The organism is Flavobacterium swingsii, assembly GCF_900111965.1.
Taxonomy (GTDB): domain Bacteria; phylum Bacteroidota; class Bacteroidia; order Flavobacteriales; family Flavobacteriaceae; genus Flavobacterium; species Flavobacterium swingsii.
In genome coordinates, this window is sequence record NZ_FOJT01000002.1 from 381,146 (window position 1) to 394,118 (window position 12,973).

A 12,973-nucleotide genomic window follows, 5' to 3' on the forward strand; every position below is an offset into this window, starting at 1 on the left:
TTTAGTAAAATTATAACCTTTAAGGTCATTTATAAAAAAATACAAGTATGAAATTCACATTAAAAGTAAAATATTTAATTTTAACCTTATCCTTAGTTTTTGTTGCAACAACTTCAGCACAAACCAATTCTAAATTTAAAGTTGTTCTTGATGCAGGACATGGTGCCAAAGATTTTGGTGCTGTTTATAATGGTTGTGTCGAAAAAAATATAAATTTAGGTATAGTTTTAAAAATAGGAAAAATATTAGAAGCCGATCCTGACGTACAAGTTATATACACTAGAAACGACGATACTTTTATCGAATTAGTAGAAAGAGCTAATATTGCTAATAGAGCAAATGCTAATTTTTTCGTATCAATACACTGTAATGCAAATGTAAAACCAGATCCTTATGGTTCTGAAACATTTGTAATGGGACTTTCTAAAAGCGCTTCGAGTTTGGCAATTGCAAAGAAAGAGAATGCGGTTATTACCTTAGAGGATAATTATAAGAAAAAATACGCAGGATATGATCCTAATTCGCCAGAATCATTAATAAGCGCGACATTAGCACAAGAAGAATATTTAGATCAAAGTATCGAACTAGCAAGTAGAATACAAGATGGTTTAGAAAATAAATTAAACAGAAAATCTCGTGGTGTTGCTCAAGCCCCATTTATGGTATTGCACAAAGCATTTATGCCAAGAGTTCTTGTAGAAACGGGTTTTATATCAAATAAAGAAGAGGGCGCTTATTTAAATTCAGAAGAAGGACAACATAATATTGCAAAAACAATTGCCGATGCTATTTTTAGAATGAAAGTTGAACATTTTGGTGGTACAATGCCAGTTATTGATATTAAAAAATATGAAAAACCAGAAATAAAAGATTCTACACCAAAAGTAAATGTTCAAACTCAAATAAAGGATACTTCAAAAGAAATAAAAAAAGCCGTTGATAATAAAAAATTAGATGTAAACAAACCAATTTTTAAAATCCAACTAAAAGCAAGCACATCTAAAATAGAGGCAAAACCAGAAAATTTTAATGGTTTAGATAAAATTTCATTTATTTTAGAAAAAGATTACTACAAATATATGTACGGAGAAACAAACGATTTTGTTGTTGCCAAAATGCAATTGCTTGAAGCAAAAACCAAAGGTTATGATTCTGCATTTATTGTAGCCTTTAAAAATGGAATAAAAATTAGCTTAAACGAAGCATTAAAGAAGTAATACTAATAAGAATTTATTAATTTTGTTAAAAACAACTTACCTTGAAAATCACTAGAGAAATTAAAACCGCCATATTAGTCATTGCCTCAATTTTGTTATTCATTTGGGGATACAGTTTCCTAAAAGGTCAAAACTTATTTAACAGCCACAAAAAACTATTCGTCGAATACGATAATGTAGAAGGATTAGCAACATCGGCACCAGTTACTGTAAGCGGAAAAGTAATAGGAAAAGTAAATTCGATAGTGTTAAACACAAACGGAAAACTATTAGTCGAACTACAAATAGATGATGACCAGTTTCCTATTTCAAAAACAAGTGTGGCACAAATTTATGAGCCAGGCGTTATTGCAGGAAAGCAAATTGCAATTATTCCAAATTATAAAGATAATAATATGACTAGCGATGGCGATAAACTATTGTCTGGAATAAAATTAGGATTAACAGATGCTTTGGGACAAAAACTAGAACCACTTCAAGCTCGTTTAGACAAAGTTTTGGCAAATGCCGATGCATTAATATCAAATATCAACACCGTTTTAGATGCACAAACACAAGCAAATCTAAAAACTGCAATTGCCGAGCTAAACAAAACCATGTCAAACTTTAGTAAAGTATCTAAAAATGTAGATGATATTCTGGTAGATAACAAAGAGAAACTAGGAAGTGCAGTAGCTAATTTAGACAAAACTACTCAAAATTTCGCAAAAATATCTTCCGATTTAGACAAAGCAAATCTAGGAGCGACAGTCAAAAATCTAGAAGCAACTTTAGACAATGTCAATAAAATCATGACAAATTTAGAGTCAGGAAAAGGAACAATGGGTAAATTGCTAAAAGACGATGCCATGTATACTAATCTATCTAAAGCATCAAAAGAGTTAGAATTATTACTGCAAGATGTAAGATTACACCCAACAAGATATGTTAATGTTTCTCTTTTTGGCAAAAAAGAAAAACCTTATGTGGAACAACCAGTACAAAAATAAACAACCCAAATAAACTAACCATTTATGAGCTATTTAGACAATATATTATTCTTCGTTATTCTTTCTATAGGAATTGGGTATTTTGCTATCAATGTCAAAAAAATTCTCCGAAACATAAAACTAGGACAAGACATAAATCGTTCTGACAACCCATCAGAAAGATGGAAAAATATGGCAATGATTGCACTCGGACAATCTAAAATGGTCAAACGTCCCGTAGCAGGAATCCTTCACATATTTGTTTATGTAGGATTTGTAGTTATCAATATTGAGGTTTTAGAAATCGTTATCGACGGATTATTCGGAACACACCGAGTTTTTGCGTTTTTAGGAGTATTTTACAATGTGTTAATAGGTTCGTTCGAAATATTAGCACTGTTAGTATTAGTTGCTGTAATTGCTTTTTTAATAAGAAGAAATATCATCAAACTAAAAAGATTTATACATTCCGATTTAAAAGGTTGGCCAAAATCTGACGCCAATTATATTTTATATTTTGAAATAGTATTAATGTCATTATTTCTGATATTAAACGCTTCCGATTTGTGGTTGCAAACTATGAATGTACATCATTATACTCATGCTGGTTCATTTCCAATCAGTCAGTTTTTGGCGCCAATATTCAACGGAATGAATGAAAGTTCTGTAATTCTAATCGAAAGAGCGGCTTGGTGGTTACACATTTGCGGAATTTTAGTATTCCTAAATTATCTGTATTTCTCTAAACATTTACACATATTATTAGCGTTTCCAAACACTTATTTTGCAAACCTTAATCCACAAGGACAGTTTGACAATCTAGAAAGTGTTACCAAAGAAGTAAAACTAATGATGGATCCAAATGCCGATCCATTCGCTGTACCAGCACCAGACGACAATGCCGTTCCAAGTAAATTCGGGGCACAAGACGTGCAAGATTTAAATTGGGTTCAGTTGTTAAATGCCTATACTTGTACTGAATGTGGTCGTTGCACATCATCATGTCCAGCCAACCAAACAGGTAAAAAATTATCACCAAGAAAAATCATGATGGATACTCGTGACAGATTGGTCGAAGTAGGAAATAATATCGATACCAATAAAGGCGTATTCATACCAGACGGCAAATTCCTACTGGGCGATTACATTACACCCGAAGAACTTTGGGCTTGTACCTCATGCAACGCTTGCGTCGAAGAATGTCCCGTAAATATCAGCCCATTATCAATCATTATGGACATGCGTCGTTACCTCGTTATGGAGCAAAGTGCAGCGCCACAGTCATTAAACGCCATGATGACAAACATCGAAAACAACGGTGCGCCATGGCAATACAACCAGCAAGACCGATTAAATTGGAAAAACGAATAAAATAATATTTTGGGCGTGACCCCGCTTTTAATGGCGGGGTCGGGCTTTTCGTTACAATCTTTTCTTTTTCTAAAGAAAAAAAGAAAAGGATTTTCACTACAATCCCTCACGCAACACACAGCATAAATAAGCATTACAATGAACATCGAAGATTTAAATAAAAATTTAGTAGCTACATCAGAAAACGGACAAACCATAAGTCCCATCTTGCCAGATGGTGTAAAAAACTATTTAATAGACATAGACGGAACCATTTGCGACGATATTCCAAACGAAGAACCAGAACGTATGCTTACTGCCGAAGTATATCCTGACGCATTAGTAACGCTAAACAAATGGTACGACGAAGGACATATAATTTTCTTTTTTACCTCAAGAACCGAAGAACACCGCGAATATACCGAAATCTGGCTCAAAAAGCACGGATTCAAATACCACGGAATGGTCATGGGAAAACCACGAGGAGGAAACTACCACTGGATAGATAATCATTTGGTAAAAGCAACACGTTACCAAGGAAAATTCACCGATTTGATAGACAAACAAGTAACAATACAAGTCTTCGACGACGGAAAAGATTAATTAAAATTTGTTTATTTTTTCAATCGTTCAATCGATTAACCAAATAACCGAATAACCAAATAAACAGATTATGCAAGAAACATTAATAGTGCCTACAATGGCCGAAATGCTAGCCCAAGGCAAACAACCAGAAGTATTATTTTGGGTAGGATGTTCAGGAAGTTTCGATGATAGAGCAAAAAGAATAACCAAAGCTTTTGTACGAATTCTAAACCGTGCAAACGTCGAATTTGCAGTATTAGGAACCGAAGAAGGTTGTACAGGCGATCCAGCAAAACGTGCAGGAAACGAATTTTTGTTTCAAATGCAAGCCATGATGAATATCGAGGTACTAAATGCTTATGAAGCAAAAAAAATAGTAACCGCTTGTCCACATTGTTTCAATACAATAAAAAATGAATATCCAGAATTAGGCGGAAAGTACGAAGTAGTACACCACACAGAATTCCTAAAATCATTATTAGACGACGGACGATTAACGATTGAAGGCGGGCAATTCAAAGGAAAAAGAATCACTTTTCATGACCCATGTTATTTGGGACGTGCCAACAAAATATACGAAGCGCCAAGAGAATTAATTCAAAAACTTGATGCCGAATTAGTCGAAATGAAACGATCTAAAGCCAACGGATTATGTTGTGGAGCAGGTGGAGCGCAAATGTTTAAGGATGCCGAACCAGGAAACAAAGAAATCAATGTTGAAAGAACAGAAGACGCTCTAGAAACCAAACCAGAAATCATCGCAGCAGGTTGCCCGTTTTGTAACACAATGTTAACCGACGGTGTAAAAAATAAAGAAAAAGAAGCTGACGTAAAAGTGATGGATATCGCCGAACTAATTGCAAATGCTCAAGATTTATAATGTATGATTTCTGTTTTAAGATTAAAAATATATTTTTAATACCAATACTTTTTCTTTACATAGGTTCATCATCGTTTGCACAAGAAATAAATAGTAATGTTTTTATCGACTCTGTTAAGATTTCTGAAAATAAGAATATAAAATTTAATTATTATCAACTAGTAATTCCAGCCGTATTAATCGGATATGGTATTATAGGTTTAGAAAGTCATCAATTAACGTCTTTTAACACTCAAATAAGAGAAGAAGTAAAAGAACATATTGATGAAAAATTAACAATAGATGATTTTTCTCAATACACACCTTTGGTTTCAATATATGCTATAGATGCATTGGGAGTAAAAAGTAAAAATAGCATTAAGGATAAAACCATTATTTCTGCCACATCTTATTTAATTATGGGATTAGCGGTAAATACATTAAAAAGAACATACGTATCGGAAAGACCAGACGGAACATCATTTAATTCATTTCCTTCAGGACACACCGCTACAGCATTTATGGGAGCAGAGTTGTTATATCAAGAATATAAAGAAAAATCAATCTGGTACGGAATATCAGGTTACGTAGTTGCCACAGGAACGGGAGCTTTCAGAATGTATAATAATAGACATTGGTTGTCTGATGTGGTTGCTGGAGCAGGAATAGGAATTTTAAGTGCCAAAGCTGGATATTGGTTACACCCAATTGTAAGTAAGCTTTTTACAAATAAAAAAGAATCAAATACAAAAACAGCATTTATTCCATATTATGATGGAAAAACCACTGGTTTTGGGTTAGTTTCTACATTTTAAAAAAATATAAAATATGTTAGTTCCATTTGAAGACTTACCATTAGAATCAAAAATATGGATTTACCAATCCAATCGTAAATTTACCGATGAGGAATTTGCCGAAATTCAAGTTGCAACAGAAGCATTTATTCAAGATTGGTCTGCTCACGGAACAAGTCTTGAAGCTTCATATTTACTAAAATACAATCGGTTTATTATTTTTGCAGTAAATCCAGAAGTGCAAGCAGCAACAGGTTGTTCTATCGATAAGTCTGTTCAGTTTATACAAGAATTAGAACAAAAATATAAGGTTGATTTGTTAGATAAAATGAATGTAACTTTCAAAAATGGTAAGTTTGTAGCCCACAAAACATTAATCGAATTTAAAAAAATGGCTAAAGACAAAGCCGTTACAGGTTCGACAATTGTCTTTAATAATCTAGTAAATTCTATCGAAGAATTTAACGAATCTTGGGAAGTTCCTGCAGAAGATAGCTGGCATAGTCGTTTCTTTTAAAAAAGGATAACGTTATTTTTACCACAGATTCACAGATTATAAATTCGTGAATTTGCGGCGAAAAAAATCACACAAATTCAAGAATCACAAAAAAAATATGTGAATCTGCGGTAAAAAAAGAATGGTCTGCAAAGCGGGCAATCACAAAGAATTATAATGAAAAATTTAGGTTTTAAGTTTCTATTGTTTTCTGTACTCACTTTATTTATGGTCAATTGTTCTGTAAATAAAAATTTGAGTAAGGAAAAAACTGCTGTTTCTAAAAATGTAGAAAAATCTAAAAGCGAAAAATTTATCGATCCTTCAAAAGTTGGTTTCAACTTTTTTGAAGATACACATTCAGAAAAAAAATGGGTAGATAGTATTTACAACATCATGACTTTCGAAGAAAAATTGGGTCAATTATTTATGGTTGCAGCTTATTCTAATAAAGATACGGTTCATTTTAACGCATTAGACAAACTGATAAAAAACTATAAAATTGGAGGCCTGATTTTTTTTCAAGGAGGACCAGTTCGTCAAGCAAAACTAACCAATCGTTTTCAGGCAGCATCTAAAATCCCTTTGTTTATCGGAAATGATGCCGAATGGGGATTAAGTATGCGACTAGATTCTACCTATAAATACCCTTGGAATATGACACTCGGTGCCATTCAAGATATGAAGCTTATCGAAGATTTGGGAGCTCAAATGGGAAAGGAAACCAAACGAATGGGTTTACAATTTAATTTTGCACCAGTTTTAGATATTAATACAAACCCAAATAATCCAATTATAGGTAACCGTTCTTTTGGAGAAGACAAAGAAGAAGTAACAAAAAGGGCCGTTGCTCTAATGAAAGGGTTTCAAAACCAAGGTGTTTTTTCTACGGGTAAGCATTTTCCTGGTCATGGCGATACTGAAACGGATTCACATAAAGGACTTCCTATCGTTAATTTTTCTAAAGAGAGATTAAATGAAGTGGAGTTTTATCCGTATAAAAAAATGTTTAATTTAGGGTTGTCTTCAGTTATGGTTGCTCATTTAAACGTGCCAAGTCTTGAAACTAGAGAAAATCATCCATCATCAATATCTTATAATGTAGTAACAAATATCCTTAAAAAACAATTAGGCTTTAACGGATTAATTTTTACTGATGCTTTGAATATGAAAGGAGCAAGTAATTTTAAAAAGCCAGGAGAAATCGATCTTGAAGCATTTTTAGCGGGAAATGATATTCTACTTTTCGCAGAAGACGTACCACTTGCAGTCGAAAAATTTACACAAGCCTACAAAGACACCTTAATACCTGATGAACGTATTGAATATTCAGTAAAGAAAATTTTAAATTATAAATATAAAGCAGGTTTAAATAAATATAAACCAATAGAAATAAATAATTTATATTCTGAACTTAACACACCATATAGTAATTCCTTGCAGTATAAGTTATTTGAAAATGCAATCACAGTTGCAAAGAATGACCATCAGACTTTACCTATTAATGAACTAGAGAAAACTAAAATTGCTTACGTGAAAATTGGTGATGATTCTGGAAATACCTTTTTAACTACACTAAAAAAGTATGCAGATATTACAGTTGTCTCTAATGAAAATATTGATAGCTTAAATTTAGAGCTAAAAAAATATAATAAAGTAATTTTAGGTTATCATGTTTCAGATAAATCATGGTGGAAAAAATATGAATTTACTGAGACTGAATTAGCATTAATTGAGAAAATATCAGAAAATAATGATGTTATTTTAGATGTATTTACTAAACCTTATATTCTATCATCACTAAAAAGTATTGATAATATTGAAAGTATAATAGTTTCATATCAAAATGGAGATATCGCTCAGGAAGTATCAGCAGAATTAATTTTTGGAGCCATCGAAGCTAAAGGGAAATTACCTGTTTCGGTTGGTAATCTGTTTAAAGTAGGTGATGGATTATCGACTCAAAAAATTAATAGATTAGGATTTTCAACTCCAGAAAGTGTAGGATTGAGCTCGGAAAAATTAGCAGAAATAGACAAAATAGCCTTAAAAGCAATTGAAAATAGAATAACGCCTGGAGCTCAAATTTTAGTAGCGAGAAGAGGAAAAGTAATTTATCAAAAATCTTTTGGTTACCATACTTACAAAAAAGAGATCAAAGTAAAAAACTCAGATATATATGATATTGCCTCACTATCTAAAATAATAGGAACTTTACCTAACGTAATGTTAGATTATGACACAAAAAAAATAAATTTAGATACTCGTCTTGGCGAAATGATTCATAAAGCAAGAAATTCAAATAAAGATTCAATTACTTTCAAAGAATTGCTTTCTCACTATGCTCGTTTGCAAGCTTGGGAGCCATTTTACAAAAAAACAATCGATTCAATTTCTAAAAAACCATTAGCAAAGTATTATAAAAAAACAGAATTAATAAACTTCTCTACACAAGTAGATGAAAATTTGTTTATACGAAATGATTACAATGATACAATTATAAAAAAGATTATTGATAGTAAATTATTACTTAAAAAAGAATACAAATACAGCGATTTTACTTTTATCCTACTAAAGGAATATCTTGAGACACACCATCATAAAAAGTTAGATGTATTAGCAGAAGAAAACTTTTTTTCTAAGCTAGGAATGAGTAGTACATTATATAATCCTCTTCAAAGATTTGATATAGATATGATTCCACCAACAGAAAACGATACCTATTTCCGTCATCAAATAGTTCAAGGATATGTACATGATATGGCAGCAGCTATGCAAGGTGGTGTTGCTGGGCATGCAGGAGTTTTTTCTAATTCTATAGATATTGCAAAAATGATGCAAATGTATTTACAAAAAGGAAATTACGGCGGTATTCAATATTTTTCGGAAAAGACTTTTAACGATTTTAACACCTGTTATTTTTGTGCCGAAGGCAATAGGAGAGGGCTTGGACTTGACAAGCCACAATTGCCAGGAACATCAGGACCAACATGCGGTTGTGCATCATTAACAAGTTTTGGACATACAGGTTTTACAGGAACTATGACTTGGGTAGATCCAGAAACAGAAATTGTGTATGTTTTCTTATCTAACAGGACTTTTCCAGATTCAAACGCATCAAATAAATTATCTAAAGAAAATATTAGAGAAGATATTCAGAAAATTATTCAAGAAGCTATTATAAAATAATTATAAAATGAAAAATCTATTAAAATCAGCAATCTCAATCATCTTTGTATTCTTTATTTCAAATACAACATTCGCCCAAAAAACAAATCAAAAAGCGGTTATCAAAACTACTTTAAATTGTGATCATTGTAAGGAATGTGAAACTTGTGGACTGAAATTTAAGACAGAAATGTTGAAAATAAAAGGACTAAAAATGTATGAGTTAGATGATAAAAAAATGACATTTACAGTATATTATAATGCCAAAAAGACAAATTTACAAACTATAAAAAATAGCATTTCAAAAATGGGATATGATGCAGATGAAACAAAAGCAACTGCAGAAGGTATTGCATCATTAGATGGTTGTTGTAAAATATAGTTGAATATTTAACTTTTATTTATCGTAGGATAAATTCTATTTTCAGTAAATTCGTTTCATCAAAATCAATAAATGAAAATAGCAATAGTTTGTTATCCAACCTTTGGAGGAAGTGGCGTTGTTGCCACCGAATTAGGTCTAGAACTCGCCCGTCGTGGTCACGAAATACACTTTATTACTTACAGGCAACCCGTTCGTTTGGCATTATTAAACCCAAATGTGCATTACCATGAGGTAAATGTTCCCGAATATCCACTGTTTCATTATCAACCATATGAGTTGGCTTTGTCCAGCAAATTGGTCGATATGGTAAAACTCCACAAAATAGATTTATTACACGTACATTATGCCATTCCGCACGCTTATGCGGGTTATATGGCAAAGCAAATGCTAAAAGATCAAGGGATTATTATTCCCATGGTTACGACATTGCACGGAACCGATATTACGCTGGTTGGAAACCACCCATTTTACAAAACTGCCGTTACGTTTAGTATTAATAAATCGGACAAAGTAACATCGGTTTCTCAGAGTTTAAAGGACGATACACTCAGACTTTTTGATATTAGAAATGAGATCGAAGTTATCCCAAATTTTATCGAATTAGAAAATAAAATAGTCGATAATATTCCTTGTAAACGTTCGGTAATGGCGAAACCTGAGGAGCGAATTATTACACATATTAGTAATTTCAGGAAAGTAAAAAATATTCCTGATGTTGTAAAAGTTTTTTATAAAATTCAACAAAAAATACCCGCAAAACTAATGATGGTTGGCGATGGTCCAGAAAAAGCCAAAGCCGAAAAATTATGTGAAAAATTAGGCATAACAGACAAAGTTATTTTCTTCGGGAATAGTAACGAGATAAATCAAATTTTAGCACTTACCGATTTGTTTTTACTACCATCAGAAACCGAAAGTTTTGGTCTTGCAGCACTTGAAGCCATGGCTTGTAGCGTTCCTGTAATTTCTAGTAATTCGGGTGGTTTGCCAGAAGTAAATATCGATGGAGTTTCAGGCTATTTGAGTAATATTGGCGACGTAAAAGAAATGGCCGAAAATGCACTTAAAATTATTTCTGATGAAAATAATCTAAACTTATTTAAGAAAAAATCATTAGAAGTAGCCAAACAATTCTCGGTAGAAAAAATAGTTCCTTTGTATGAAAACTTATATTTAGAAGCTATAGAAGAATCTAAAATAAAAACATCATTAATCTAAATTTAGATTAATGATGTTTATATGTTTGGTATAAAATATTTTTTAGAATCTGTATCTAGCACTCAATCCTAAATCAGGACCAAAACTATTATCTCTAGCATCTACATAATCAGGGCTAAGGTATATTTCTGGTCTTACATCAAAAGAAAGTTGCAAAGGAAATTTAAAATTATACTCAACTCCAACATCTCCAGCTATAACAGCAAAAGCACCATTTTTAGTTTCATATTGTTCAATTATTGGATTGTAATAGTTTTTCGAACTGTATATACCAGCTCCAACTCCAGGACCTATATACCATTTAAATCCGTTATTAATATCAAATACCCATTGGTAAATCCCAACTAATTTAACATCATTATGACCATAACCTTTACCATAATTATAGTTATTTCCATAACCATTTCCGTAGCCATAATAAACATTACCTTGGTTTCTAAAACCCAAATCTAATTCGATACGATTATTTTTAGAAACAGCGGTTTGAAATGAAACTTCACCACCAAAACCTGAGTTATCTCCTAATCTTATCCCAATTGCATTTTTTTGTTGTGCTTGTGTGCTAAATGCAAATCCTGTAAGCATTAAAGCAGTAATAAATAATTTTTTCATAATAAATTTGTTTTAAGTTATTATTTAACGCAGATAAAGATACAATTATTGCACCATTAATCAATTTTAGTCATTTATTTAATGATATCTAAATTAAATCTAAATATTATTTTATAAGTTTTAATGATTAGGTTATATTTGTTTCAAACTAAAAATAATGGCAGGAAATAGTTACGGAAACATTTTTAAAATTACCACTTTTGGAGAATCTCACGGAGAAGCTTTGGGAGGAATTATCGATGGTTGCCCGCCAAACATAGTACTCGACTTAGACGCCATTCAAATCGAAATGCAACGCCGTAAACCAGGACAATCAATAATAGTTACCCAACGAAAAGAAGAGGACGAAGTGCAATTTCTCTCAGGAATTTTTGAAGGAAAAACCACAGGCACTCCAATTGGTTTTATTGTGTCTAATACAAATCAAAAATCTGATGATTATTCACACATAAAAGATTCATATCGTCCAAGTCATGCGGATTATGTGTACGAAAAAAAATACGGAATTCGTGATTATCGTGGAGGTGGACGCAGTTCTGCTCGGGAAACAGCCAGTAGAGTAGTGGCTGGTGCGGTTGCAAAACAAGTCATTCCGGAAATAAAAATAAATGCTTTTGTATCATCTGTAGGAGAAATTTTTATAGACAAACCTTACCAAGATTTAGATTTTTCATTAATAGAAAGCAATGCTGTCCGTTGTCCAGATTTGGATTCGGCTGAGAAAATGGAAAACTATATCAAAGAAATTAAAAAACAAGGAGACACCGTTGGCGGAACTATAACTTGCGTCATACAAAACGTACCAATAGGTCTCGGAGAACCAGTATTTGATAAGCTTCATGCTGAATTAGGCAAAGCTATGCTCTCTATAAATGCGGTAAAAGGTTTCGAATTCGGGAGCGGATTTTGTGGCGCTAAGATGAAAGGAAGCGACCACAACGACTCTTATAACGAAGATGGAACTACAAAATCGAATCTTTCAGGAGGAATTCAAGGCGGAATTTCAAACGGAATGGATATTTATTTCCGTGTTGCTTTCAAACCCGTAGCCACACTTATTCAAAAACAAGAAGTACTCACAAATACGAACGAAATTATCGAACAACAAGGCAAAGGACGTCATGATCCGTGCGTTGTGCCACGTGCTGTTCCCATTGTAGAGGCAATGGCAGCACTTGTAATTGCTGATTTTTTTCTTTTAAATAAAATTTATAACAAGCATTAGAAGCCAATCCCGCTATACGTTCCAATCTTTTGTTTTTTAAAGAAAAAAACAAAAGGATTTCCACTACTATCGGGGCTAAAAAACAATAACATTCAA

12 protein-coding genes are annotated in these 12,973 nt (G+C 32.5%); 11 read left to right on the forward strand and 1 reads right to left on the reverse strand.

Features of this window, described 5'->3' with window-relative positions:
• Positions 1-47 precede the first annotated feature (47 nt).
• The 10 genes from BM053_RS04555 to bshA all read left to right on the forward strand — a co-directional run bounded on the left by BM053_RS04555 (position 48) and on the right by bshA (position 11,040).
• The gene (locus tag BM053_RS04555) at positions 48-1,217 is read left to right on the forward strand and encodes an N-acetylmuramoyl-L-alanine amidase family protein (RefSeq protein ID WP_091474504.1); all 1,170 of its coding nucleotides are present in this window, start codon (positions 48-50) and stop codon (positions 1,215-1,217) included.
• A 41-nt stretch (positions 1,218-1,258) separates the two neighbouring features.
• Positions 1,259-2,206, forward strand: coding sequence for an MlaD family protein (locus tag BM053_RS04560; RefSeq protein ID WP_091474506.1), 948 nt, complete (start codon positions 1,259-1,261; stop codon positions 2,204-2,206).
• Positions 2,207-2,230: 24 nt separating this feature from the next.
• Positions 2,231-3,556, forward strand: coding sequence for a 4Fe-4S dicluster domain-containing protein (locus BM053_RS04565; RefSeq protein WP_091474509.1), 1,326 nt, complete (start codon positions 2,231-2,233; stop codon positions 3,554-3,556).
• Positions 3,557-3,694: 138 nt separating this feature from the next.
• Positions 3,695-4,138, forward strand: a complete 444-nt coding sequence (locus BM053_RS04570; protein WP_091474511.1) for an LNS2 domain-containing protein — start codon at positions 3,695-3,697, stop codon at positions 4,136-4,138.
• Between the two features lie 70 nt (positions 4,139-4,208).
• Positions 4,209-5,000, forward strand: a complete 792-nt coding sequence (locus BM053_RS04575) for a (Fe-S)-binding protein (protein ID WP_091474513.1) — start codon at positions 4,209-4,211, stop codon at positions 4,998-5,000.
• On the forward strand, positions 5,000-5,794 hold the full coding sequence (locus tag BM053_RS04580; protein ID WP_091474516.1) for a phosphatase PAP2 family protein: 795 nt from the start codon (positions 5,000-5,002) through the stop codon (positions 5,792-5,794). Before BM053_RS04575 ends, BM053_RS04580 begins: the two co-directional genes overlap by 1 nt.
• Positions 5,795-5,807: 13 nt before the next feature.
• Positions 5,808-6,290, forward strand: coding sequence for an ABC transporter ATPase (locus BM053_RS04585; protein WP_091474518.1), 483 nt, complete (start codon positions 5,808-5,810; stop codon positions 6,288-6,290).
• Positions 6,291-6,446: 156 nt separating this feature from the next.
• Positions 6,447-9,458, forward strand: a complete 3,012-nt coding sequence (locus BM053_RS04590) for a serine hydrolase domain-containing protein (RefSeq protein WP_091474520.1) — start codon at positions 6,447-6,449, stop codon at positions 9,456-9,458.
• 7 nt (positions 9,459-9,465) lie between these two features.
• Positions 9,466-9,819, forward strand: a complete 354-nt coding sequence (locus tag BM053_RS04595) for a hypothetical protein (RefSeq protein ID WP_091474522.1) — start codon at positions 9,466-9,468, stop codon at positions 9,817-9,819.
• A gap of 72 nt (positions 9,820-9,891) precedes the next feature.
• On the forward strand, positions 9,892-11,040 hold the full coding sequence (gene bshA, locus BM053_RS04600; protein WP_091474524.1) for an N-acetyl-alpha-D-glucosaminyl L-malate synthase BshA: 1,149 nt from the start codon (positions 9,892-9,894) through the stop codon (positions 11,038-11,040).
• A gap of 42 nt (positions 11,041-11,082) precedes the next feature.
• On the opposite strand, the gene BM053_RS04605 is transcribed toward bshA, so the two are convergent.
• Entirely contained in the window at positions 11,083-11,652 is a 570-nt protein-coding gene (locus BM053_RS04605; protein WP_091474527.1) for a hypothetical protein, read from the reverse strand.
• 157 nt (positions 11,653-11,809) lie between these two features.
• Here BM053_RS04605 and aroC point away from each other — a divergent pair, with 157 nt between their 5' ends.
• Positions 11,810-12,877 carry a chorismate synthase gene (gene aroC / locus BM053_RS04610; protein WP_091474529.1) on the forward strand — a complete coding sequence of 356 codons (1,068 nt, stop codon included), beginning with the start codon at positions 11,810-11,812 and terminating at the stop codon, positions 12,875-12,877.
• Positions 12,878-12,973 lie beyond the last annotated feature (96 nt).